Here is a 24,480-nt window from a genome sequence, read left to right as displayed (position 1 = left end):
ATGAACGCACTCAACACCGCGCCCAATATCGCCCGTCCGGACGACTTCTACGCCCGGCTTCTGGCGGCCCATGAAGGCCTCACAAAGGCCGAAAGCGACGCCTTGAATGCGCGACTGATCCTCATCCTGGCCAACCATGTCGGCGACATGGATGTGCTCGACGCCGCCCTGCGGGCCGCCGCCAGGCCCTCCGGGCAGGATTGAGGCGGTCCCGGCCAAGGGGACTGCAAAACGCCGTTTGACAGGGAGTTGACCCCATGAACATCCAGACGAAACGCAAATACATCCAGCAGGACCAGACCGGCGCCATCACGCCTGGTTACATGCCCGGCTTCGGCAATGACTTCGAGACCGAGGCGCTTCCCGGCGCCCTGCCGCAGGGCATGAACAGCCCGCAGAAATGCGCCTACGGGCTTTATGCCGAACAGCTTTCCGGCACGGCCTTCACCGCGCCCAGCCATCAGAACGAGCGGACATGGTGCTACCGCATCCGCCCGTCGGTGAAGCATTCGGCGCGCTACCGCAAGATCGACGTGCCCTATTGGAAGACGGCGCCCCATGTCAGCGACGACATCATCTCGCTCGGCCAGTACCGCTGGAGCCCGGTGCCCCATGCCGAGGAGCCGCTGACCTGGATCACCGGCATGCGTACCATGACGACGGCTGGCGACGTCAACACGCAGGTGGGCATGGCAAGCCATGTCTACCTCGTCAACACGTCGATGGAGGACGACTATTTCTACTCCGCCGACAGCGAACTGCTCGTCGTGCCGCAGGCCGGCCGGCTGCGCTTCTGGACCGAACTCGGCATCATCGACCTGCAGCCGCAGGAGATCGCCGTCATTCCGCGCGGTCTGGTCTATCGGGTCGAGGTGGTGGAAGGCCCGGCGCGCGGCTTCGTCTGCGAGAATTACGGCCAGAAGTTCGAACTGCCGGGCAGGGGCCCGATCGGCGCCAATTGCCTGGCCAATCCCCGTGATTTCAAGGCGCCCGTCGCTGCCTTCGAGGACCGCGAGGTGCCCTCCACGCTGACGATCAAGTGGTGCGGCCAGTTCCATGTCACCGAAATCGCGCAGTCGCCGCTCGATGTCGTCGCCTGGCACGGCAACTACGCGCCGGTGAAATACGATCTCACTGCCTATTGCCCGGTCGGCGCCATCCTGTTCGATCACCCCGATCCGTCCATCTTCACGGTGCTGACCGCTCCGTCCGGCCAGCCGGGCACGGCCAACATCGACTTCGTGCTGTTCCGCGAACGCTGGATGGTGGCCGAAAACACCTTCCGGCCGCCCTGGTACCACAAGAACGTCATGTCGGAACTGATGGGCAACATCTACGGCATCTACGACGCCAAGCCGGAAGGCTTCGTGCCCGGCGGCATGAGCCTGCACAACATGATGCTGCCGCACGGGCCGGACAAGCAGGCCTTCGAGGGGGCCTCCAATGCCGACCTGAAGGCGGAGAAGCTGGACAACACCATGTCCTTCATGTTCGAAACCCGCTTCCCGCAGCACCTGACAGAGTTCGCCGCGAAGGAAGCCCCGTTGCAGGACAACTACATCGACTGCTGGGCCGATCTGGTGAAGCACTACGACGGATCGCCCAAGGGCAAGTGAGAAGGACTGGAGACGCAATCATGACCGCATTGAAGCGATCCTGGGTCGAGAGCGCCAATGCGCCGGAGACCGGATTTCCGCTCAACAACCTGCCCTATGGCGTCTTTTCCACCGGTGAGGGCAAGCCGCGCTGCGGCGTCGCCATTGGCGACATGATCCTCGACGTGGCCGCCCTGGAGGCCGCGGGCAAGCTGAACTACGAGGGCGCGCTGGAAACCGGCACATGGAATGCCTTCATGGCCATGGGTCCGGTCGCCTGGGACAAGCTGCGCGGCGAACTGACGGCGTTGCTCGCCGAAGGGTCGCCCGCCCACGCGGACGTGGAGCCGCATCTGGTGCCCATGGCGGACGCCACGCTGCACATGCCCTTCGCGGTGACCGAGTACACCGACTTCTATGCCGGGCGGAACCACGCCTTCAATGTCGGCGTGATGTTTCGCGGGCCTGAAAACGCGCTGCCGCCGAACTGGCTGCATATCCCCATCGGCTACAATGGCCGCGCTTCCTCGGTCGTCGTGTCGGGCACGCCCGTCGTGCGTCCCAACGGTCAGTTGAAGGGCCCGGATGACGCGGCGCCACGCTTCGGACCGTCGCAGCGTTTCGACCTGGAACTGGAGATGGGCGCCATTGTCGGCCAGCCGTCGAACGGGCCGATCTCGGTCTCGCAGGCCTTCGAGAACATCTTCGGCTACGTGCTGCTGAACGACTGGTCGGCGCGCGACATCCAGGCCTGGGAATACCAGCCGCTGGGACCCTTCCAGGCCAAGGCGACCGCCACCACGATCAGCCCGTGGATCGTCACGTCCGCCGCGCTGGCACCGTTCCGCACCTCCACGCCGGCGCGCGAAAAGCCCTTGCTGCCCTATCTCGCCGAACCTGGGCCGATGCTCTACGATATCCAGCTGGAATTCGGCCTTACGCCGGAAGGCGGCGAGGAAACGGTCCTGTCGCGCACCAATTACCGCGAAATGTACTACTCCTCCGCCCAGCAGCTTGCCCATCACACCTCGTCCGGCTGCCCGATGCGCGTCGGCGACCTGCTGGGTTCCGGCACGATCTCCGGGGCCGAAAAGGAAACGCGCGGCTCGCTGCTGGAACTGTCCTGGGGCGGCAAGGAACCGGTCGCCATCAAGGGCGGCGGCACGCGCAGCTTCATCGAGGATGGCGACACGGTCACGCTTCGCGGCCATGCCCAGGGCGACGGCTACCGCATCGGATTCGGTGCATGCGCGGGCAAGATCCTGCCGGCCAGGCCGGTCGGCTGACGCATCGATCCGCTCTGCGATGAGACAATGCAGCGGCGGGCCTTCGGGTCCGCCGTTTTTCTTTTTCGAAGCCTGTGATCCGTGTTGATAGTTACAAAAACAACAGTTACGAACGCAACTATAAGCGCGAATGGCCGGCCGGCACGATGCCCGGCCCGCGCCAGGCCGGAATAGGGAGAAAGCCGATGACAGCCGTACCGAAACTCGACCGCATCCACCATGTCGCCTACCGCTGCAAGGACGCCAAGGAAACCGTTGAATGGTATGTGAAAAACCTCAACATGGATTTCGTTCTGGCGATCGCGGAGGACCATGTGCCGTCCACCCATGAGCCGGACCCCTACATGCACGTGTTTCTCAACGCCGGCAGCGGCAACGTGCTCGCCTTCTTCGAATTGCCGACCAAGCCGGAGATGGGCCGCGACGAGAATACGCCGGCCTGGGTGCAGCACATCGCCTTCAAGGTGAAGGACCGCGACACGCTCATTGCCTTCAAGGAGCAGCTTGAGAAGAACGGCATCGACGTGCTCGGCGTGACCGATCATTCCATCTTTCATTCGATCTATTTCTTCGATCCCAACGGCCATCGCGTCGAACTGGCCTGCGACGATCCGGAGGAAGAGGCGATGAAGAAGAAGCTGGACGAGGTGAAGTGGGACATGCTGGAGGAATGGGCGCGCACGAAAAAGGCGCCGAAGCATGCCGATTGGCTTCACGCCAAGGAATTGTCCACCGTCTGACAGGATTTGCCGCCCCCGGCAAATGGCCTCGGTGAGGCATGACGCGGCCTTCGGGCCGCGTCTTTTTTTGGGCGGCAGGCTGCTATTGCGGCAGCGCCGTCTGGAACACCGCCTGGGGCGTCGTGATGATGACCCGGGCTGTCGATTCGAGCACGCTCCCGACGCCAACGCCGAGCGTCAGCAGGCTGTCGCCGAGCTTGTTGCGGTCCGGCTGGAACCTTTCCCCGTCGCGCAGGCGTTCGCCGAGCAGCGTGACAAGTTGCGGGTTCTGGGCGAATTTCGTGTGATTGATACCGCTGCTGCCAGCTTCCGTCAGATCGACCACGACGACGCCGAGTTCCGCGATTTCCTTGTCGTCGGTATAGGCGCCGAGGCGCGGCTTGTTGCCGGCAAGCGCCTGGCTCAGCTTGAGCGCGCGGTCGTCGCGCGACAACAGCACGAAGAAGGGCGTCCGCGGCTTTCCGTAGCGCTCCATCTGTGCCTTGAACACGTCCGCGGAAATGTCGGGCGAGGCGAGGATGACATCGCCGAGCCGTCCGCCAAGTGTCGGGTCACCCGCGATCTTGAGCTGGCGCAGCGCTTCCATCGTCACCCAGCTTCCCATGGAATGGGCCATCACGTCGATTCGGCGCGGATTGGCGCGGGCCGCCAGGCGGAGCGTGTATTCCAGCGCGTCGCGCGCCGCCGTCGCGCTGTCGCGGTCATAGATGTAGTCGAGCGCATTGCCGCGCGAGGCCCAGCTGAACAGGATCGCCGTGCCCTCGAAGCCGGTATCGTGGACGATCTGCGTGATGCGGAACAGTGCATCGGCAAAGGTGTTGCGGTAGCCATGCACGAAGACCAGCACATCCTTGCCGCCGCCCGGCCGGGCGGTCTTGGCGAAGACGTCGGAATTGGCGACCGGCCGGATGGCGGTTGCCACGAAATGGCGTGACGGATCGGGCAGGCCGCGCGAAACGCGCTCGGTTTCGCCGATCTGGTGATCGGGTGGAACGGAGACGGTGATCTCGTTGAAACGGATGCCTTCGCCCCGTTCTCCGTTATAAAGAATGTCCGGATTTTCGTCCGGCGCGCGCGTCGTCGCGACCAGGATGCGGTGCTGGGTGGCGCCCTGGGGGACGCCGGCGGCAATCGCCTCCGCGGCCGTGATACGGCGCGTCGCGATATCGCTTGCACAGCCGGCAAGCGGAACGATCAGGGCCATGAAGGCCAAGAGGGTCAGGCGCACGGAACGGGCGGGCATGGGCGTCTTTCTGCAAGGGCAGCGCACCCTATCGCGAAGCATGCTGCAATGCAAAGTGGCAGCGGTCACGATGCCGTCAACCCTTGGCCGGAAAGCGCAGCCCGTTGCAGCCGTGTAACAGGTGGTAAGGTATCAGCGCCGCCAGAAGGCCGGCGTGAAGAGGATGAGAACCGCCAGGATTTCCAGGCGCCCGAGCAGCATGCCGGCGGCCATGATGTACTTGGCGATGTCGGACAGGCTGGAGAAATTGCCGGTCGGGCCGATGACGTCGCCGAGCCCGGGGCCGACATTGGTGATGGCCGACAGGGCGCCGGTGACGGCGGTCTCGAAATCGAGCCCGGTCGCCGAAAGCAGCACGATCAGCACGCCCCAGATGACGAAGAAGGCCGCGATGAACAGCACCACGGCCCGCTGCGTCTGCTCTTCCACAGGTCGCGACCCGTATTTCACCGGCAGGATGGTGGACGGATAGATCAGGCGTTTCAGGCCGTTGGAGAAGACCTGGAAGAGGATGTAGAAGCGGTAGGCCTTGATGCCGCCGGTCGTCGAGCCCGAACAGCCGCCAAGGAACATCGCCACGAAGATGGTCGCCACCGTGTAGGGACCCCAGGCGCCGTAATCGGTCGAGGAATAGCCGGTGGTGGTGATGATCGAAACGAAGTTGAACGTGGAATGGGTCAGCGCGAAGAAGAAGGGGATGCGGTCGGTGACCGTGATCCAGATCGCGTTGGTGACCGAGAACAGCACGATCAGGCCCAGAAAGACGCGGATCTGCGGATCGAAGAACACGTCCCTGCGGCCGCGAACGGCAAACAGGATGAGCACGGCGAAGGGCAGGCCGCCAATGGTCATGAAGATGGTGCTCGTCCAGATGATGGCCGGCGATGTGTAGAAGCCCATCGACGCATCGTGGGTGGAAAAGCCGCCCGTCGCCATGGTGGTCATGGCATGGTTGACGGCGTGGAACAGCGGCATGCCGGCCAGGGCATAGGCCACCGCGCAGATCAGCGTCAGCAGCGCATAGATCGAGATGATCGACACCGCATAGGTGGAGAATCGGGCGAATGGCTTGTCCTCCTTGTCCGACGATTCGATGCGGAAGAAGGACACGCCGCCGAGTTTGAGGAACGGCAGCAGGAAGACACCGAGCGCGATGACGCCGAGCCCGCCGATCCATTGCAGGATCGAGCGCCAGAGCAGCAGCCCCGGCGGCATGTCGTCCAGCCCCGTCAGCACGGTCGCGCCGGTGGCCGTGATCGCCGAGACGGTTTCGAAAACGGTGTCGGCGAATCCCAGTTCGAGCGAAGAGGCCAGGAAGGGAAAGGCGCCGGCGACGATCATGGACAGCCACAGGAGGTTCACCAGCAGGAAGCCGAACCGGCTGTTGATGGCAGGTGTAGGAACGCGTGTCGCCATCGCAACCGCCGACGACAGACCCGACAAGAAGAAGGCCGACAAGGCGAAGGCTTTCCAGTCCGGGTTGTTGAAATAGAGGTCCACGGCCGCCGGGATCAGCATGGCCACCGACATGTAAAGCGCAAAGATGGAGGCGACGAAGACCGCCGCGCGAACCGTGTTTGCGTTCAAACCGCCATCCCAGTGCTTTCGCGGCCAGCCTTGCGTCGCCGCGGCCATCGTTCCATAACGGCCGTCTTGCCGCGTATGCGCCGGCATGTCGGCCCTCGGCTTTCCTTAGCCTATGCTTGCCCGCCGGTCACCGGGCAAGGCCGGTTTGTGCGATAAATTTTCCGGGTGCGGACGATCCCGGGCGAAAGGATGCGCCATGAGCGGATTCACGAAGAGCGTCGAAACCACCGCCCGGGCCCTGCGCGATCTGTTCGCGGTCACGCCCCTGCAGCGCAACGACTATCTCTCGCGCAAGTATCACGCCGATATCTGGCTGAAGCGCGAGGACCTGACGCCGGTGCGCTCCTACAAGTTGCGCGGCGCCTACAATTTCATGCGCAAATCGGTGGATCGCGGTGGTGACCGGATATTCGTCTGCGCCTCGGCGGGCAATCATGCGCAGGGCTTCGCCTTCACATGCCGCCATTTCGGCCGCAAGGGTGTCGTTTTCATGCCTGTCACCACACCGCAGCAGAAGATCGACAAGACCGTCGCATTCGGCGGCAGGCATGTCGAGATCCGGCTTGTCGGCGACATTTTCGACGCCTGCTACAAGGCCGCCATTGCCTATGCGAAAGCCGAAGGCGGCGAACTCGTGCCGCCCTTCGACCACAAGGACATCATCGAGGGCCAGGCGACGGTGGCGCTGGAAATCGGCGAACAGTTGCCGCCGGGCGTGGCCGCGGACCTGTGCCTTCTTCCCGTCGGCGGCGGCGGACTTTCGTCCGGCGTCATCCGCTATTGGCGCGAGGCGGGTGGCGCGCCGCGGTTTGTCCTGTGCGAACCGGCCGGCGCGCCGAGCCTGAAACGCAGCCTGGAGGCCGGCCGCCGCATCCGGCTCGACCAGGTGGACAATTTCGTCGATGGCGCGGCCGTGGCGGAGATCGGTGCCGAACCCTTCCGCCATCTCGAGGCCCTGTCTGCCGGCGACGTGCTCCTGATGCCGGAAAACCGGCTGTGCTCGACCATCATCGACATGCTGAACGTCGAGGGCATCGTGCTGGAACCGGCGGGCGCGCTGGCGGTCGATGCGCTCAAGGACATTCCCGCCGCCGACCTGCGCGGCAAGACAGTGGTCTGCGTCACCTCGGGCGGCAATTTCGACTTCGAGCGCCTGCCCGACGTGAAGGAACGTTCGCTTCGCTTCGAGGGGCTGAAGAAGTACTTCATCTTCCGCTTTCCGCAACGCCCGGGCGCGCTCAGGGACTTTCTCGATCTTTTGGGCCCGCAGGACGATATCGTGCGCTTCGAGTACCTCAAGAAGTCGGCACGCAATTTCGGCTCGGTGCTGATCGGGATCGAGACCCGGGACCCGCGCAACTTCCCCCGGCTCAAGAAGCGGTTTGACAAGGAGGGCTGGGGCTATCAGGACATCACCGAAAACGAGATTCTCGCCAACCTGATCATCTGACGCAAGGGCCCGTGCATGTTCCAGAAGATCGCCATCGCGATCGGCATTTCCATCGCGATCTATTTCTCCATTGCCGTGGCTCTCGTGTTCAGCGAAGCGCCGCCACCGGTCGGCGGCAATACCGGCGACGGCGATTCGCTCGATTTCGCCGAAGCCATGGAGGCCGACTATGCCGGCCTGCCGGACGCAACCTTGTACAAGACCCGCGACGGCACGGACCTGGCTTATCGGCGTTACGATTCCGCCGTGCCCGGCGCTCCCTATCTGGTCCTCGTCCACGGCTCGGGCTGGAATTCCATGCAATGGCATCCGCTGGCCATGTGGCTGTCGCGGGAGGGCCTGGCGACGGTGATCGCGCCGGACATGCGCGGCCATGGCGTGAACCCCGAGCCGCGCGGCGATGTCGGCCATATCGGCCAGTTGGAGGAGGACATGGCGGACCTGATCGCCGTCATCCGGCGTCCGGGCGATCCGCGCAAGGTCGTCCTCGGCGGTCATTCCTCCGGGGGCGGCTTCGTCATCCGTTTTGCCGGCGGCAAGCCTGCCGTGCCGGTTGACGGCTATCTTCTGCTCGCGCCCTTCCTGAAATACGATGCGCCGACGATGCGGCCCAATTCCGGCGGCTGGGCCCAGCCGGCGACGCGGCGGATCATCGGTCTCGTCATGCTCAACCGGATCCGCTTTCCGGCGCTCAATCACCTGCCGGTCATTTCCTTCGACATGCCGAAATCCGTTCTCGAAGGTCCCTATGGCGATCTGGCGACGACCGAATACACGTACAGGATGAATGTCAGCTTCGCTCCGCGCGATGACTACGAGGCCGATCTCCGCGCCATCGGCAGGCCGCTGCTGGTCCTGGCGGGCGGCGCGGACGAGGCTTTCCGCGCGGACCGCTTCGAACCCGTGATTGCGGCGCAGACGGACCAGGGCACCTACGCCGTCCTGCCGGGGGTATCGCACCTTGGCATCGTGATGGGCGAGGCTGTGCGCCCGGTCCTGGCGGACTGGCTGCGTGACCATTTCCCGGCAGGGGATAGCGACTGAGATGAAACGGGCGAGGGGCGCCGCGAAGGCCGGGCTGCAACGATGATCGACGACATCCTTCTTGCCATCGGCGGCGTCGGGCTGTTCATCCTGGGCATCGGCATGCTGACCGACGGCTTGCGCAGCCTGGCCGGCGGCATGTTGCGCCGCCTGCTCGCCCGCTTCACCACCAATGCCGCCTCCGGCGTTCTGACCGGCGCCGCGCTGACCGCCGTCATCCAGTCATCGGGTGCCACCACCATCACCGCCGTCGGCCTTGTCGGCGCGGGCGTGCTCTCCTTCCATCAGGCGCTGGGCATCATTTTGGGCGCCAATATCGGCACCACGGTCACCGGCTGGATCGTCGCTGCCATCGGCTTCAAGCTGAAGCTCGGCACGATCGCCATGCCGCTGCTGCTGGCCGGCGTTCTCACCGCCATGTTCGCGCCCGGCCGCTGGCGCCATGCCGGCGAGGCGCTCACCGGCTTCAGCCTTCTCTTCATCGGCATCGATGCCATGCAGCGCGGCATGGTGGCCTTCGAGGGACTCGTGACGCCGGAGACATTTCCCGCCGATACCATCGCCGGACGGATTCAACTGGTCGGCGTGGGTATCGCCATCACCCTGATCACCCATTCCTCGTCGGCCGGCGTGGCAACCGCGCTTGCCGCCCTTTCGGTCGGTACGGTGACCTTGCCCCAGGCCGCAGCCATGGTCATCGGCATGAACATCGGCACGACCTTCAGCGCCGCCCTCGCCACGATCGGCGGGTCTCAGGCCGTCCGCCGCACCGGCCTTGCCCACGTCATCTTCAATGTGATGACAGGTCTCCTGGCCTTGGCCTTGCTTGACCTGTTTTCCACGGTCGCGATGCCGCGCATCCATGCGCACGGTGACGAACAATTCGCGCTGGTCGCCTTCCATACCGCCTTCAACGTGCTTGGCGTGCTGCTCGTCCTGCCCTTCACCGGTGCTTTCGCGCGCCTCATGGAAAGACTGGTTCCCGAACGCGGCCCCTCGCTCACCGCCATGCTCGACAAGCGCCTGCTGGCAGACGTGGAAGCCGCGGCGGACGCGGCGACGGCCTGTGTCCGCCTGCTGGTCGCCGAGATGGAAGGTCACGTCGCCGCCCGCCTGTCATCGGCGCGCAAACCGCGCGCGAACGACCTTGTCCGGCTGCGCGCGGCGAAGGAGGGCCTGGTGGACTATGTCGCGGCGATCCCCAGCACGGCATGGAACCGGGACCGGGTGAACGCCTTCCTGCACGTATTCGACCATCTTGAGCGGCTGTTGCGCCGCTGCGAGGATGACGAGCGCCTGTCGATCATGCCCCATGACAGGCGGTTGTCGCGGCTGGCGCGCGTTTTCGTGCGGGTCATCGATACCTCCCGACCGCTCGACGAAATGACACGGTCTGCCCGCTATGCCCGGCTGGAGACCATCATTCGCAGCCAGGAGGAGCGCTATCGCATGGACGTGATCGGACATGCCGCCCCGGTCCCCGCGACGATGCACGAAATCGCCATGCGTCTCGATGCGATGCGCTGGCTGCATCGCGCCGCCGCGCATCTGTCGCGAATTCATTTCCATCTCGTCGATGCCGCAGACGCGCCGCACCAGTCCGCGCAGGGCGAGGGGAGAATTTGAACCGGCGGCTGAAAAAGCTTTGTGTGGCGGCGACTTGCCAGTTTGCACCATTCGGTGCCATTCACGCTGGCCACGGCAAGGCCGGGCGTTGAAGCCCGGAAACGGGGAGGAAAGATCAGATGGCCGGCATCGCCGCGCTCGCGCTTGCATATGTCCTGTCGCAGTTCTACCGCTCTTTCCTGGCCGTCCTTGCCCCCGCACTGATCGAGGATCTCGGCGCGACCAAGGCCGACCTCTCTGAAGCTTCGGGCGCCTGGTTCGTCGCCTTCGCGCTCATGCAGTTCCTTGTCGGCGTCTCGCTGGACCGCTTCGGTCCGCGCCTGACCGCGGCCGTCATGCTGGGGGTTGCCGGCGGCGGTGGCGCGTTTCTTTTCGCGGCGGCGACCGCGCCGTGGATGATCACGCTGGCCATGGTGCTGATCGGGATCGGCTGCGCGCCGGTGCTCATGGCTGCCTTCTTCATCTTCGCGCGCGCCTATTCGCCGGCGCGGTTCGCCCTTTATGCATCCTGGATGGTGGCCTTCGGCTCGGCCGGCAATGTCATCGGCGCCACGCCGCTGGCCGCCGCCGGCGAAGCCTTCGGCTGGCGTCCGGTCATGGCCGGACTTGCGGTCATCACCCTTGCCGTGGCGGCCTTCATCCTCGCCGTCCTGCGCGACCCGCCGCGCCTTGAGAACGAGGGCAGGTCGAGCGGCTTTGCCGGTTACGGTGAACTGATGCGCATGCGGGTCCTTTGGCCGATCATCCCGCTGGTCGCGATCAACTATGCCGCGACCGCCGGTATTCGCGGTCTTTGGGCCGGTCCCTATCTGGCCGATGTCTATACCGCCGATGCCCTGGTGATCGGCAACGTGACGCTCGCCATGGCCCTGGCCATGGTCGCGGGCAGCTTCGCCTACGGTCCGCTCGACCGCGTCTTCGGCACGCGCAAATGGGTTGCGGCCGGTGGCAACGCCATCGCGCTCGGCGCGATTCTCTGGCTGTTTCTTTCGCCGGCTGCCGGGCTGGCAGGCGTCACTGTGGCGTTCGTCGTGATCGGTCTGGCGGGCATGAGTTACGGAATGCTCATGGCCCATGCGCGCGCCTTCCTGCCGCCCCATCTCACCGGGCGCGGTGTCACGCTGATGAATTTCTTCTCCATCGGCGGCGTCGGCCTGATGCAGTTCCTGACCGGCTGGGTGGTGACCGCGTCGGCAGTCCCCGGCGAACCGCAGGCCGCCTATGGCGCGCTATGGCTTTTCTACGCCGCTGCGCTCGGCCTCGGGCTTGCCGTCTATCTGGCGTCGCGGGATTCGCGTCCCGAACCGGTCTGAGGCTTAGAGACCCAGGCCCCGAATCCAGGCGGCCGTTTCAGTGGCCAGCCGTGCCGTGGTGTTGGGGGAGAGGACGTCCCCGGCGATCACGTGCTGCGAGGGGTCGGCGCTGTCGGTCACTTCGATGCTGGCATGGGGCGCGGCCCATTTCGACGCCTTTTCGGCGGTCGCGGCCTGGTCGACCACCGCGTCGTCCGGCGCGTAGATGAACAGGGCCGGAACGCCGATCGTTTCCGGAAAGACGCTGTTGGCCAGATCGACCGCCGCTGCCATCGGCATCAGCGCGCGGGTCGGATAGCGGGTTGTCCAGTATTTCGCATGGTCCGGGTTGCGGGGTTCATAGGAGCGTTCCGGACCGATCAGGAATTCGGCGAATTGCAGGCCCCAGGGCTGGCTGAGCAGGAAGGAACCGGCCGCCTTCAGCCGGAAGTTGGGCGAGATCAGCACCAGCGCGTCCATGTCCCCCGCCAGCGCCGGTTGCGCGGCTGCCCAGGTCGCCAGCGAACCGCCGGTCGACGTGGCGATGACGATGACCTTCTCGCCTATGGCCTTGCCGACCGCCACAGCCTCGGCGAAGTCGTTGATCCAGTCGTTGACGGATGCCTGCGCCAGCGCCTCGCCGTTCTGGCCATGGCCGGTCAGGCGCGTGAAGAAGAGGTTTGCGCCCAGTTCGCGGGCCACGAGATCGGGCAGGGGCCGCGTTTCCTGCGCGGTGGCGGAAAAGCCATGCACATACACGATGGCGAGCGGCGTGCGCGCCTTCGAGCGCGGAAAGGCCCAGACGATCTGCTTGCGTGCGCCTTCGCGGATGCCCGCGACATTGGCTTCGCTGCGCGCGATCGCGGCTTCCGGATCCGCGCCGATACCGGCCCTGTCAATCGTGATCGAGGTGTCCACAGGTGTTCGCGGCCCCACCAGAAAAAGGACGCCGCCGGCGATCACCAGAAAAACCAGCGCCCGGATGATCTTGCGCAGCATGTCCATGCCTCCCCTTGAACCCGCGACCCATAGCGCGATGGCCGGCATTTAACAATCGGTCCCGCAGCGTCACGCGGCGCGAAGAACCGCCGGGCCGGCCGTTCCGTAAGAGGCATGGTCAGAAGGAACCCGCCGATGCCCGCCGCCCGCCTGCCACTTGCAACCATTGTCGCCTATGGCCTTCCGGCCATGCCGGTGGCGGCGCTGACATTGCCGCTCTACGTCGTGGTGCCGACATTCTATTCCGAGACCGTCGGCCTGCCATTGGCCATGGTCGGCGCCATCCTCGTGGCCGTGCGCCTGTTCGACGCGATCAACGATCCGCTGTTCGGCTGGCTGGGCGACCGGATGGGCAACGGCTTCGGCCGCCGCCGCACCATGGTCGCCCTGGCCCTGCCGGTCACCGCCTTCGCCGCGTGGAAGCTGTTTGCCCCGCCACCGGAAGCTTCCGGCGTCTATCTCGGCCTCTGGATGGCGGTCCTGACCGCCGGCTTCAGCGCCATGCTGCTGTCCTGGTCGGCCTGGGGCGCGGAACTGGCCGGCGGCTATCGCGAACGCAGCCGCATCACCGGCTGGCGCGAATCCTTCACCGTCATCGGCACGCTGGCAGCCATCGCCATTCCCTTTGCGATGTCGGACGGCGAGGATATCGGCCGCGAGGGCATGGCGGCGCTCGGCATCGCCGTAGCCGGTGGCCTGATGGCTTTCGGCGCACTGATGTTGCTGGCGGTGCCCGAACCGGTGGATCACTCGGTGACCCGCCTTGCCTTGCGCCAGAGCCTTGCCGCCATGGCCGCCAACAAGCCGTTTCTCAGGCTCATCATTGCGTACTTCGTGAACGGGCTCGCGAACGGGATTCCGGCCACGCTCTTCCTCTATTTCGTTTCCGCCCGGCTTGGCGCGCCGGACATGCGCGGCCCGCTTCTGTTCCTCTATTTCCTTTGCGGACTGGCTGGCGTCCCGGCCGCCACATGGCTGGCCGCACGCATCGGCAAGCACCGCGCCTGGTCGCTCGCCATGGTCCTGGCCTGTGCCGTGTTCGCCTTCGCACCCTTGATCGGAACGGGCGACATCATCGCCTTCGGCGCGGTCTGCGTCGTCACCGGTTTCGTGCTCGGCTTCGATCTTGCGCTTCCGCCGTCCATACAGGCCGACGTGATCGACGCCGACACCGCCGCATCCGGCGCGCAGCGTTCGGGCATCTATTTTGCCGCCTGGAGCCTGGCGACCAAGCTGTCGCTTGCCGCCGGCGCGGGAATCGCCTTTCCGCTGTTGTCGCTCTCCGGCTTCGATCCGGCGGCAGGCGCCGCGAATTCGGCTTTCTCGCTTTTCGTCCTTGCCGCGCTCTATGCCTGGGCTCCGGTGGCGCTCAAACTGCTGGCCGTGGCGCTGATGTGGTCTTTCCCGCTGGATGAGGCGGGACAGGCCGAGGCCCGCCGTCGCATCGAGACGCGCGGCAGGCTGGCCTGAGGTTGATTGGGCGCGTGCTCAGTCGCGCAGCGGGCGCCGGTTCCAGCCCATGGCCCGCTTCATGACGGGAAAATAAAGCCCCCAGGGAAGCAGGTTGATGGCCTTGAGCAGGAAGGCGAAGCGGCGCGGGAAGGCGGTTTCGAAGCCGCCGCTTTCCAGGCCCGTGACGATCCGGCCGGCCGCATCGCCGGACTTCATCAGGAAAGGCATGGGAAAGCGGTTCTGTTCGGTCAGCGGCGTGTCGACGAAGCCCGGATTGAACACCTGGAGCCGGATGTTCATCTTGTCGAAATCGAACTTCAGCGATTGCGCCATGTAATTGACTGCCGCCTTCGACCCGCCATAGGCCGAGGCCAGCGGAAGGCCGCCATAGGCCGATACGGAGCCGACAATGCCGATCTGGCCGCGTCCGCGGCCGCGCATGGATTCGGCCACCGGAACCAGTCCGTTGAGCACGCCGAACAGGTTGACCTCATAGGTCTGGCGGAACTTCTCCGGGTCGGGCTTTTCCCCTTGCACGGGCCAGTAATTGCCGGCCACGAACAGGGCGAGCGCGATCGGGCCGTGCGTGTCCTCCAGCGTCCGCACGAGGTCCGCCATGGCCGCGGCGTCCGTCGTGTCGCCGGCTGCGGGGATGATGGATCCCTCCAGCGCGGCGGCCGCGTCTGCCAGGTCATCGAGCTTGCCGGCGCTGCGCGCGGTCGCGACAACCCGCCAGCCCTTGGCGGCCATTTGCAGGGCGACCTCGCGTCCGATTCCGCTGGACGCGCCGGTGATCCAGGCGATGCCGTCTTGCGGCTTCGCGCGATAGTCACTCATGGAATGCTCCAATTCGTTTATCCTGACCGGATATACGAAAAAGAAGGCCCGCCGGTTTCCCGGCGGGCAGTGGGGCATTCATTCTTGAGCTGTCTCAGGCCAGAAGGATGTCGGACAGGCGCTGGCCGATGGAACCGGTCAGCCTCAGCGGGCCGTCGGTGACGGCCATGCCGATGCAAGGGGTCGTCTTCTCCGCGATCGGGCGGTGATCCACCGTCTCGTCGTTCACGGAAATGTCGCCGCGCGCATACCGTCCGGTGTCGTCGTTGAATGCGCCGTCGAGGACCAGCGACAGTTCCATGCCTTCGTGGGTGTGCTTCGGGATCGCGCGGCCCGGCTTGATCCAGAAAAGTTCGACGTGGCAGCCGTCGATCTCGCCCAGTTCGAAGTCGCGGAAACCGGGCATTCTCGTCTTCCACGGAATCTCGTCCGCGTTCATGCCGATGAAGCCCGCGATGGCGCGGGGCAGCAGCCCGTCGGAAGGCACCGTGCGCGGAAGGCGGATTTCCGGTGCGCGCGACGCGAAAATGCGTTCCAGGCATGCATCGGCGGAATGTATCGGCGCCGGCTCCATGTGTTCCAGGACGTCCCCGGCGAGCGTCTCGAGCCCGTTGACCATGCCCCGGTTGACCGGCGAGATCTCCAGATGGGCATCGACCAGCACGCGCGCTGGCTCCGGCAGCAGACCGGACACGTAGCGCGCCAGAAGGGCGTCGATTCGTTCCTGTGTTTCCGTGTTCTTCAAGTTCGTTTCCCCTGGCCCGGAGTTGCACCTTCACTCCGGCATTGCGAAGTTCTGCCTGATCTACGCTGTTCTGCGCAATCCGGATCACCGGCAAAACAAGTCCGGCTTTTTGCCCCGGTGAGACAAAAACTGCCAAAACCCGGGTTCAGGCGCAAAAACGCTGCTTGCAAGGCCGCGCTGCGGTCCATACCCTTCCGGCGGCAATGAAGGAAAATACGGGAAAAACATGACCGCGTCAGTACTTGAGTGCATCGGCAATACGCCGCTGATCCGTTTGCGCAAGGCGTCCGAGCAAACCGGATGCGAGATCTACGGCAAGGCGGAATTCATGAATCCGGGCCAGTCGGTCAAGGATCGCGCCGGGCTGTTCATCATTCGTGATGCCGAGAAGCGCGGCTTGCTGGAACCCGGTGGCCTGATCGTGGAAGGCACCGCCGGCAATACCGGCATCGGCCTGACCGTCGTCGCCAAGGCGCTCGGCTACCGCACCGTCATCGTGATTCCCGAGACCCAGAGCCAGGAAAAGAAGGACGCCCTGCGGGTGCTGAGCGCCGAACTGATCGAGGTTCCCGCCGTCCCCTATCGCAATCCCAACAACTATGTGAAGGTGTCAGGGCGGCTCGCCGCGCAGCTGGCCGAGAGCAGCCCGCATGGCGCCATCTGGGCCAACCAGTTCGACAACACCGCCAACCGTGACGGCCATGTCGCGACCACGGCCGCGGAAATCTGGGCGCAGACGGGCGGCAAGGTGGACGGTTTCGTCGCCGCCGTGGGCACTGGCGGCACCCTGGCGGGCGTTGCCATGGGTCTCAAGGCGAGGAATGCGGACGTGAAGGTGGCGCTGGCCGACCCGATGGGCGCGGCGCTCTACAGCTACTACACGACCGGCGAAATGAAGTCGGAAGGCTCCTCCATCACCGAGGGCATCGGCCAGGGGCGCATCACCGCGAACCTGGAAGGCTTCACGCCGGATTTCGCCTACCAGATCGGCGATGACGAGGCATTGCCCGTCGTTTTCGACCTCGTGCAGGAGGAAGGGCTTTGCCTTGGCGGATCGTCGGGCATCAACATTGCCGGCGCCATGCGCCTGGCCCGCGAACTCGGCCCCGGCCATACCATCGTGACGATCCTGTGCGACTATGGCACGCGCTACCAGTCCAAGCTTTTCAACCCGGATTTCCTGCGGTCAAAGGACCTGCCATTTCCCGCGTGGATGGAGGCAAGGAGCGACATTGCCGTCCCCTTCGAGGATGCCGAAGCATGAGCGCGACCCAGTGCCTGTTCCGTGACGACGCCTATCTCTCGACAGCCGAGGGCAGGGTGGTTGCCGTCAACGATCGTGGCGGCATCATCCTCGACAGGACCGTCTTCTATGCCACCTCGGGCGGCCAGCCGGGCGATACCGGCCGCCTGGAGCGCGCCGACGGTTCCATGATCGAGATCGCTGCCACCGTCACCGGCGAGACCAAGGACGAGATCATCCATGTGCCGGCCAACGGCCAGCCCGTGCCCGAAGTGGGCGAGACGCTCGTCCTGCACATCGACTGGGACCGGCGCTACCGGCTGATGCGCATGCACACCGCCTGCCATCTGCTGACTGTCGTCTGCCCCTTCCCGATCACCGGCGCTTCCGTTGGAGAGGAGGAAAGCCGCGTCGATTTCGACATTCCCGACGCCGCCTTCACCAAGGAGGAAGTGACGGCCCGGCTCATGGATATCGTCAACGGCGCGCATCCGGTCTTCACGAAGCTGATCGCGGAGGCCGACCTCGCGGCCAATCCGTCGCTGGTGAAATCCAAGAACGTGCGCCCGCCTTCCGGCGCCGGCACCATCCGCCTTGTCTGCATCGGCGAGGACGGCACGGTCGACAGCCAGCCCTGCGGTGGAACCCACGTCTCCACGACCGAGGAGGTCGGCGCCATCCACATCGGCAAGATCGAGAAGAAGGGGCGGGAAAACCGCCGCTTCCGCATCCGCTTCGGCGCGCTTCCGGGGTAGTGTATTATGAAGCTGGAAGGCTCCTGTCATTGCGGATCGGTGCGGTTTTCCTGCCAGAGCGACACGCCCGTTCCCTACCAGCGCTGCTATTGCTCGATCTGCCGCAAGACGCAGGGCGGCGGCGGTTATGCCATCAACCTGAAGGGCGCGGCCGATACGCTGGTGGTGGAGGGGCGTGAGATGGTCTCCGTCTATCACGCTGTCATCGACGGCGAGGAGAGCCCGGCCGCGCGGCATTTCTGCGCCCGGTGCGGTTCGGCCCTCTGGCTCCACGACCCACGCTGGCCCGATCTGGTCCATCCCTTTGCCTCGGCCATCGACACGCCCTTGCCGAAGCCGCGGGAAACGACGCATATCATGCTCGCCTTCAAGCCTGCATGGGTGGACGAACCGGGCGCGGATGCGACGCGCTGTCACGATGGCTATCCCGACGAATCGATTGCCCAATGGCATGAACGGACCGCAAACAGGACGGATTGAAGCAGGATGAGCAGCGAAGAAACCCCCGTGATCGTCACCGCCGGCTGGCTTCAGGAACGTCTGGGCAAGCCGGGTCTCTCCATTGTCGACGGCTCCTGGTATCTGCCGGTGCAGAACCGCGACCCCAAGGCCGAATACGCCGCCGGCCACATTCCCGGCGCCGTCTTCTTCGACCAGGATCTGGTGGTGGAACCGGGTGTCGACCTGCCGCACGCCCTGCCGTCGCCGCTGGAGTTCGAACGCCATGCCAGTTCCATGGGGATCACCGTCCACGACACGATCGTCGTCTATGACGGGCCGGGTTTCTTTTCCGCGCCGCGTGTCTGGTGGCTGTTCCGCACATTCGGCGCGCGGGACGTGCATGTCCTTGAAGGCGGGCTGGATGGCTGGAAGCGCGAAGGCCGTCCGGTGACCGCAGAGCAGACCCACTGCGCCGGGGCCTTTTTCAAGCCGTCCTTCGACCGCTCTGCGGTCGTCTCCTTCGACGAGATGCGTGACATCGTGAAGACGGGCAGCGCGCAGGTCGTTGACGCGCGCCCGGCCGGGCGTTTCGCCGGAACCGACCCGGAGCCGAGGGAAGGGGTGCGTTCCGGCCACATGCCCGGCGCACTCAATGTTCCCGCGCTCGACCTCTCGCGCGATGGCAAGCTTTTGCCGCGCGGCGAACTGGAAGCACGATTCGAGGCGGCGGGTGTCGACCTCTCCGGTCCGGTCGTCACCTCCTGCGGGTCTGGCGTGACGGCCGCCGTGCTGATCCTGGCGCTGGAACAGTTGGGCCATTCCGGCCACCGTCTCTATGACGGCTCCTGGACCGAATGGGGCGGGCGAAGCGACACACCGGTCGAAACCGGGGGCTGAGAGCCGTGAGCCTGCTGGAAACACGCGTGACGCATCTGGAAATGCGCTCGCGGCCGGCTCGCATCCCGATGCCGCTGGGACCCCGGCTGGCGCTGATGCGCGCGCCGTCGATCCCCGTCGCCTTCTATCGCTGGCTCTACGAACAGGTCGGCCGTCCCCATCACTGGCAGATGCGGCGCGGCCTGGACGATGCCGCGCTTGCCGGCGCCATCCATGACGCCACGGTGGAGATCACGGTCCTCTACTGTGACGGCGCGCCGGCCGGCTTCTTCGAACTGGGCCTGGCGGGCCTGCCGGAGGCGGTCGAGATCGTCTATTTCGGCCTCCTGCCTGACTTCCAGGGCAGGGGGCTGGCGCGCTTCTTCCTGTCGGAAGCCATTCAGGCGGCCTTTGCCCACGATCCGGAACGGGTGACGCTCCAGACCAACACGCTGGACAGCCCGCGCGCCCTCATCCTCTACCAGAAGGCCGGCTTCCGGGCCGTTTCCTGGTCAATGCAGCGCATCGCCGCCTGGGGAGACGACGGTTGATCGCTCCTGTTGCATCCTGTTCATGCTGGCTTCAGGAATCCGGTGGCAACCTCGCCTTGCACAACAGACAGCCTCGCCGGTTCGATGCAGGAGACCTTCGATGATCAATCGCCGTGCCATCTTCACCCTTGCCGCCGGAGCGGTAGCCGCCGTTTCCATGCCCGGCCTTGCCTCCGCCCAGTCCGGAAACACGCCGTCCGCGGCCACCATCCAGCGCAGGCTTGAAGCCGCGCCACGCCGCGCGCTGCGGCCGGAACGCCGGGTCAGCGTGGAGGAATTGAAGCGGCGGCCTGAAATCCGGAGGGATTATGCGCCCTCCATCGACATCCAGACGATCAACTTCGCCTTCGGTTCGGCGGAAATCCCCTATCGCGAGTTCTACAAGGTCGAACAGATCGCCATCGCGATGCGCAATATCCTGCGCCGCCGCCGGCACGAAATATTCCTCATCGAAGGCCATACCGACGCTGTCGGCTCCAACCGGTCCAACCAGATCCTGTCCGAACAGCGTGCCCGGTCGCTCGCCCGCGTTTTGAACGGCGAGTTCGGCATCCCGTGGCGGGCCATGGAAACCGTCGGCTATGGCGAGGAATATCTCCTCGTGCCGGTGCCTTACGAGGAATGGCGCAACCGCCGCGTTACCCTGCGCCGTGTCACAGACATCGTGCGCCGGTAAGGCGCAGCCGGAAACACGAAGGCCCGCCGCAGAACGGCGGGCCTTCCTTTGTCCGGGTCCTGGAGCCGCAGCGATGGCCTGGCCCCGGCTCCTGCCTTTCGGCGTGCGGAACCGGACGGGAGGATTCGTCAGGCGACCTTGAGAGCCTGTTCGGGCGCGGCCATCTCGTACCCCAGGGCCTCGGCCACGGGGCCATTGGTGATGCGGCCGCGATGGACGTTGAGCCCGTTGCGCAGATGCGGGTTGTCGGCCAGCGCCTTGAGACCCTTGTCGGCCAGTTGCAGGCCGTAATGCAGCGTCGCGTTGTTCAGCGCATGGGCCGAGGTGACCGGAACGGCACCCGGCATGTTGGCAACGCAGTAATGGATGATGCCGTCGACCTCGTATGTCGGGTCGGCATGGGTGGTGGCCTTCGATGTCTCGAAGCAGCCGCCCTGGTCGATGGCGACATCCACCAGCACGGCGCCCTTCTTCATGCCCGACAGCATTTCCCGGCTGACCAGCTTGGGCGCGGCCGCACCCGGAATGAGCACGGCGCCGACCACGCAATCGGCCGAGAAGCACTCCTCTTCCAGTGCCTCGACGGTGGAATAGCGCGTGTGCACGCGGCCGTTGAAGATGTCGTCCAGCTGGCGCAGGCGCGGGATCGAGCGGTCGATGATGGTGACATCGGCACCAAGGCCGACCGCCATCTTCGCCGCGTTCAGGCCGACAACGCCGCCGCCGATGATCGCCACCTTGCCCGGCAGCACGCCCGGCACACCACCCAGCAGCACGCCGCGTCCGCCATGGGCCTTCTGCAGCGCCGTGGCGCCGGCCTGGATGGCAAGCCGCCCGGCCACTTCCGACATCGGCGCGAGCAGCGGAAGGCCGCCGCGATCGTCCGTCACCGTTTCATAGGCAACGGCCGTGACGCCGCTGTCGATCAGGCCTTTGGTCTGCTCCGGATCGGGCGCCAGATGCAGATAGGTGTAGAGGATCTGGCCTTCGCGCAACTGCACCCATTCCGACGGCTGCGGCTCCTTGACCTTGACGATCATGTCGGCCTTGGCGAACACCTCTTCCGCCGTCTTGGCGATGGCCGCCCCGGCGGCGCGATAGGCGTTGTCATCGGCACCGATTCCGGCGCCCGCACCGGCCTCGACGATGACCTCGTGGCCATGCGCGATGTATTCGCGCACCGAGCCCGGCGTCAGGCCGACACGGTATTCGTGGTTCTTGATTTCCCTGGGGCATCCAATGCGCATTGCGCTCTCCTCGACGGCGAATTCAGATGCGACTCATTGTCTCTGAAAAGACGCAGAAGGGGTTTGCATTGTTCCGGTTCGCCCCTTGAAAATTCGGTGAAATCTTGTTCAAAAGGGCCGTTGCCACGCAAGAGGTTTGCGCAATTGAATTTAGACAAGATTGATATTGCCATCCTGTCCGCCCTTCAGGCGGAGGGCCGGATTTCCAACGCCGCGCTTGCCGAGAAGGTCGGCCTGTCGCAGTCGGCCTGTTCGAGACGCCTCGATGCGCTCGAAAAGGCAGGCGCGATCCGCGGCTACCATGCGCGCCTTCACAACAAGGCACTGGGATTCGGTCTGACCGCGATCGTCCACATCTCGCTGTCGGGACAATTCGAGAAGACGCTCAATGACTTCGAGGCGGCTATCAAGCGCGTTCCGAACGTGATGGCCTGTTTCCTTGTTGCCGGCGAATACGATTACATCCTTCGCATCGCCGCGCGCGATCTCCAGGACTACGAGCGCATCCACCGGGACTGGCTGACCGCGCTGCCGCATGTCACGAAGATCAATTCCACCTTCGCCCTGCGCGAAGTGGTGGACAGGGCCGGGCGCGGCGTCGATCCGCAACTGCTCTGAAAAAGCAACTGGGCATCACGCCCGGTAGACCACCTGCCGCACGTCGATATATTCGCTGCGGAATCCCGCCTCGCAATAATGCAGGTAGAATTCCCACAGCCTGCGGAAGCGCAGGTCGAAGCCGAGCGGCACAATGCGGTCCCAGGCGCCGTGGAAACGCTCGCGCCATTCCGCCAGCGTGCGGGCGTAATCCTGGGGAAACAGCCGCTCGTGGATATAGTCCAGCCCTGCCGCCTTGCCCTGGCGGACCAGTTCGGTCGGCGAGGGGAGCATGCCGCCCGGAAAGACGTAGCGCTGGATGAAGTCCGGCCGCTTCCGGTAAAGCGGAAAGGCATCGTCATTGATGGTGATGATCTGCATGCCCGCGGTTCCGCCCGGCTTGAGCGCCTGCTTCACCTTTGAGAAGAAGACCGGCCAGTATTCCTCGCCCACAGCCTCGAACATCTCGACCGACGCGATGCGGTCATAGCGGCCTGCTTCGTCGCGGTAATCCTGGAAGCGGATCTCCACCCGGTCGGAAAGCCCGGCCTCATGGATGCGGCGCGACGCGAATTCGTGCTGTTCGCGGCTGATCGTGAGCGCGGTCACCCGCGCACCGGCCTTGCCCGCCTGTTCGGCGAACCCGCCCCAGCCGCAGCCGATTTCGAGAACGTGGTCGCCCGGACGGATGCCGGTGTCGTCGATCAGCGCCTGGTACTTGGCCCGCTGCGCCGAGGCCAGGTCATTGGCGCCCGTGGCGTAGAGCGCGGAGGAATAGGTCATCGTCTCGTCGAGCCATTCCCGGTAGAAGGCATTGCCGAGATCGTAGTGCGCGGCGATGTTGCGCCGCGAACCGCTGCGGGAATTGCGGTTGAACCAGTGGCGCAGCCGGTGCAGCGCGCTCAGTAGCGCCGATCCGCCGGCCAGTTTCTCGCCTTCCTCCGTGTTGACGATGAAAAGTTCGAGAAACGTCGTCACGTCCGGGCTTTCCCAATCCCCGGCCATGTAGGTTTCGGCCACGCCGATCGTCCCGCCGGTGATCGCGCGCATTGGCAGGTTCCAGTTGTGCAGGATCACCTGGGCATCAGGGCCGGGACCGTTGCCGCCCACCTTGATGGCGCGCCCGTCCGGCATGCGGATGGCAAGCGAACCGCGCGGCAGGTTGACCAGGGTCTTGAGCACGGCCCTTATCCGCGCCGGAACGCCGCGTGCCATATCCGCCACGTCGCCCGGACTTGTCAGGCGTATCGCGCCATCGAAAGCGTCGCCCGCGGTGTGTTCATGCGCCATCTTTCACTCCTTGCTTGCCGATAGCTGCTCGCCGGAACACTTTTTCATTAGAGTAGCCTGTCATTCACCGGGTTCAAGGGCATGTCGGTTTGCCGGCGCGCCGTGCGGCGGCGGGCTGGAATGAAAACGCGCGCCCTTGAGCCAGAGTTTCAGCGCTTCCCAGTGGATGCCGCCGATGACCTTCAATGTCATGAACGGCATTGTGAGCAGCAGTGCCGCGACCGTCGCGGTGTTCAGCGCCCGCGCGGTTCCGTTGAAGGTCGCAGCCAGCACGGGCGTCCCGTGTTCGGTCTCGTGGATCCGCAGGCGCGCCTCCCGTCCCGGCGGCATCACACGGAAATGGTAATGCGCATCCATCGAGATGAAGGGCGAGACGTGGAAAAGCTTGGGCTGGTTCTGGCGCAGGCCTGCCGGCGAAAGCTCTCCCGGCGCCACCGGGACCACATAATCATGGTGGCCGCCAAAGGTGTTGCTCACCGCATAGATGACGGCGATGAGCCTGCCGTCCGCGGCATGGCAGAACCATGTCGAAATCGGGTTGAACACATGGCCGAACACGCGCGGATAGGTCATGAGCAGGATGCGCGCCGCCGGCTCCGGCACACCGGCACGGGCCAGAAGCGTGTCTGCCTGGCTGCGCAGCGTCGCGAACCCGTCGCGCAGGTGATCGCTGGCCTGGAAGGAAACCGGCGCGGCGCGGTTGACCCCGAACAGCGGCGACAGGCCGCCCGCCTCGTCGAGCCGGTCGATGTCGATGACGAGGCTTGTCACGCCATAGGTGAAGCGGTGCCCGAAGGGTTTGAGCCGGTGGTGCATGACCTGGCCCGCATAGAGCGTGGCGGCCGCTTCCGGCGGCGGCCCATTGTCCTGGAGGTTCCTGGCGCGTGCTTTCATGATTTCCGCCGCTG

The 24,480-nt window shown here is 65.2% G+C and carries 24 protein-coding genes; 16 read left to right on the top strand and 8 right to left on the bottom strand.

Annotated elements, in window-relative coordinates:
• The 4 genes from ACLB6G_RS05885 (at position 1) to ACLB6G_RS05870 (ending at position 3,621) form a co-directional block, all read left to right on the top strand.
• Positions 1–204, top strand: a complete 204-nt coding sequence (locus ACLB6G_RS05885) for a DUF2783 domain-containing protein (protein ID WP_410355217.1) — start codon at positions 1–3, stop codon at positions 202–204.
• Between the two features lie 53 nt (positions 205–257).
• A complete protein-coding gene (gene hmgA / locus ACLB6G_RS05880) occupies positions 258–1,616 on the top strand; it encodes a homogentisate 1,2-dioxygenase (protein WP_410355216.1) in 1,359 nt (452 codons plus the stop codon).
• A 20-nt stretch (positions 1,617–1,636) separates the two neighbouring features.
• Positions 1,637–2,881: a fumarylacetoacetase gene (fahA, locus tag ACLB6G_RS05875; protein WP_410355215.1), complete on the top strand. Its 1,245-nt coding sequence runs from the start codon at positions 1,637–1,639 to the stop codon at positions 2,879–2,881.
• Between the two features lie 185 nt (positions 2,882–3,066).
• Positions 3,067–3,621 carry a VOC family protein gene (locus ACLB6G_RS05870; RefSeq protein WP_410355214.1) on the top strand — a complete coding sequence of 185 codons (555 nt, stop codon included), beginning with the start codon at positions 3,067–3,069 and terminating at the stop codon, positions 3,619–3,621.
• Between the two features lie 82 nt (positions 3,622–3,703).
• Here ACLB6G_RS05870 and ACLB6G_RS05865 read toward each other — a convergent pair whose 3' ends face one another.
• Positions 3,704–4,864 carry an alpha/beta hydrolase gene (locus ACLB6G_RS05865; RefSeq protein ID WP_410355213.1) on the bottom strand — a complete coding sequence of 387 codons (1,161 nt, stop codon included), beginning with the start codon at positions 4,862–4,864 and terminating at the stop codon, positions 3,704–3,706.
• Positions 4,865–4,996: 132 nt separating this feature from the next.
• Positions 4,997–6,451, bottom strand: a complete 1,455-nt coding sequence (locus ACLB6G_RS05860) for a TrkH family potassium uptake protein (protein WP_410355212.1) — start codon at positions 6,449–6,451, stop codon at positions 4,997–4,999.
• A gap of 196 nt (positions 6,452–6,647) precedes the next feature.
• On the opposite strand from ACLB6G_RS05860, the gene ilvA reads away from it, so the two are divergent.
• From ilvA to ACLB6G_RS05840, 4 genes are all read left to right on the top strand, one after another.
• Positions 6,648–7,901 (top strand): threonine ammonia-lyase IlvA, encoded by a 1,254-nt coding sequence (gene ilvA, locus ACLB6G_RS05855; RefSeq protein WP_410355211.1) that lies wholly within the window; start codon positions 6,648–6,650, stop codon positions 7,899–7,901.
• A 15-nt stretch (positions 7,902–7,916) separates the two neighbouring features.
• The gene (locus ACLB6G_RS05850) at positions 7,917–8,945 is read left to right on the top strand and encodes an alpha/beta hydrolase (RefSeq protein ID WP_410355210.1); all 1,029 of its coding nucleotides are present in this window, start codon (positions 7,917–7,919) and stop codon (positions 8,943–8,945) included.
• A gap of 42 nt (positions 8,946–8,987) precedes the next feature.
• Positions 8,988–10,571, top strand: a complete 1,584-nt coding sequence (locus ACLB6G_RS05845) for a Na/Pi cotransporter family protein (RefSeq protein WP_410355209.1) — start codon at positions 8,988–8,990, stop codon at positions 10,569–10,571.
• A 119-nt stretch (positions 10,572–10,690) separates the two neighbouring features.
• Positions 10,691–11,884, top strand: a complete 1,194-nt coding sequence (locus ACLB6G_RS05840) for an MFS transporter (RefSeq protein ID WP_410355208.1) — start codon at positions 10,691–10,693, stop codon at positions 11,882–11,884.
• Between the two features lie 3 nt (positions 11,885–11,887).
• On the opposite strand, the gene ACLB6G_RS05835 is transcribed toward ACLB6G_RS05840, so the two are convergent.
• On the bottom strand, positions 11,888–12,862 hold the full coding sequence (locus ACLB6G_RS05835; protein ID WP_410355207.1) for an alpha/beta hydrolase: 975 nt from the start codon (positions 12,860–12,862) through the stop codon (positions 11,888–11,890).
• 135 nt (positions 12,863–12,997) lie between these two features.
• Between ACLB6G_RS05835 and ACLB6G_RS05830 the strand changes: the two genes are divergently transcribed.
• On the top strand, positions 12,998–14,332 hold the full coding sequence (locus tag ACLB6G_RS05830) for an MFS transporter (protein ID WP_410355206.1): 1,335 nt from the start codon (positions 12,998–13,000) through the stop codon (positions 14,330–14,332).
• An 18-nt stretch (positions 14,333–14,350) separates the two neighbouring features.
• Here ACLB6G_RS05830 and ACLB6G_RS05825 read toward each other — a convergent pair whose 3' ends face one another.
• Together ACLB6G_RS05825 and ACLB6G_RS05820 are read right to left on the bottom strand one after the other, a co-directional pair.
• Complete coding sequence (locus ACLB6G_RS05825) at positions 14,351–15,151, bottom strand: SDR family NAD(P)-dependent oxidoreductase (RefSeq protein WP_410355205.1); 801 nt, start codon at positions 15,149–15,151, stop codon at positions 14,351–14,353.
• A gap of 94 nt (positions 15,152–15,245) precedes the next feature.
• A complete protein-coding gene (locus ACLB6G_RS05820) occupies positions 15,246–15,896 on the bottom strand; it encodes a ChrR family anti-sigma-E factor (protein ID WP_410355204.1) in 651 nt (216 codons plus the stop codon).
• Between the two features lie 226 nt (positions 15,897–16,122).
• Between ACLB6G_RS05820 and ACLB6G_RS05815 the strand changes: the two genes are divergently transcribed.
• From ACLB6G_RS05815 to ACLB6G_RS05790, 6 genes are all read left to right on the top strand, one after another.
• On the top strand, positions 16,123–17,160 hold the full coding sequence (locus ACLB6G_RS05815; RefSeq protein ID WP_410355203.1) for a cysteine synthase A: 1,038 nt from the start codon (positions 16,123–16,125) through the stop codon (positions 17,158–17,160).
• Positions 17,157–17,894, top strand: a complete 738-nt coding sequence (locus ACLB6G_RS05810; protein ID WP_410355202.1) for an alanyl-tRNA editing protein — start codon at positions 17,157–17,159, stop codon at positions 17,892–17,894. Before ACLB6G_RS05815 ends, ACLB6G_RS05810 begins: the two co-directional genes overlap by 4 nt.
• 6 nt (positions 17,895–17,900) lie before the next feature.
• Positions 17,901–18,374, top strand: a complete 474-nt coding sequence (locus tag ACLB6G_RS05805) for a GFA family protein (RefSeq protein WP_410355201.1) — start codon at positions 17,901–17,903, stop codon at positions 18,372–18,374.
• A 6-nt stretch (positions 18,375–18,380) separates the two neighbouring features.
• Positions 18,381–19,232: a 3-mercaptopyruvate sulfurtransferase gene (sseA, locus tag ACLB6G_RS05800; protein ID WP_410355200.1), complete on the top strand. Its 852-nt coding sequence runs from the start codon at positions 18,381–18,383 to the stop codon at positions 19,230–19,232.
• 41 nt (positions 19,233–19,273) lie between these two features.
• The gene (locus ACLB6G_RS05795) at positions 19,274–19,762 is read left to right on the top strand and encodes a GNAT family N-acetyltransferase (RefSeq protein ID WP_410355893.1); all 489 of its coding nucleotides are present in this window, start codon (positions 19,274–19,276) and stop codon (positions 19,760–19,762) included.
• A 100-nt stretch (positions 19,763–19,862) separates the two neighbouring features.
• The gene (locus ACLB6G_RS05790; protein ID WP_410355199.1) at positions 19,863–20,438 is read left to right on the top strand and encodes an OmpA family protein; all 576 of its coding nucleotides are present in this window, start codon (positions 19,863–19,865) and stop codon (positions 20,436–20,438) included.
• A gap of 128 nt (positions 20,439–20,566) precedes the next feature.
• Here ACLB6G_RS05790 and ald read toward each other — a convergent pair whose 3' ends face one another.
• Positions 20,567–21,685, bottom strand: coding sequence for an alanine dehydrogenase (gene ald, locus ACLB6G_RS05785; protein ID WP_410355198.1), 1,119 nt, complete (start codon positions 21,683–21,685; stop codon positions 20,567–20,569).
• A gap of 144 nt (positions 21,686–21,829) precedes the next feature.
• On the opposite strand from ald, the gene ACLB6G_RS05780 reads away from it, so the two are divergent.
• Entirely contained in the window at positions 21,830–22,303 is a 474-nt protein-coding gene (locus ACLB6G_RS05780; RefSeq protein WP_410355197.1) for an Lrp/AsnC family transcriptional regulator, read from the top strand.
• Positions 22,304–22,318: 15 nt separating this feature from the next.
• Here the strand turns inward: ACLB6G_RS05780 and ACLB6G_RS05775 are convergent, their stop codons facing one another.
• On the bottom strand, positions 22,319–23,572 hold the full coding sequence (locus tag ACLB6G_RS05775; protein ID WP_410355196.1) for a class I SAM-dependent methyltransferase: 1,254 nt from the start codon (positions 23,570–23,572) through the stop codon (positions 22,319–22,321).
• A gap of 60 nt (positions 23,573–23,632) precedes the next feature.
• A complete protein-coding gene (locus tag ACLB6G_RS05770; RefSeq protein WP_410355195.1) occupies positions 23,633–24,466 on the bottom strand; it encodes a DUF1365 domain-containing protein in 834 nt (277 codons plus the stop codon).
• Between the last annotated feature and the right edge of the window lie 14 nt (positions 24,467–24,480).

It is taken from the genome of Zhengella sedimenti (assembly GCF_046506625.1).
GTDB classification, from domain to species: domain Bacteria; phylum Pseudomonadota; class Alphaproteobacteria; order Rhizobiales; family Rhizobiaceae; genus Zhengella; species Zhengella sedimenti.
The sequence above is the reverse complement of the archived record's forward strand: the minus strand, read 5'-3'. Positions and strand labels throughout refer to the sequence as shown.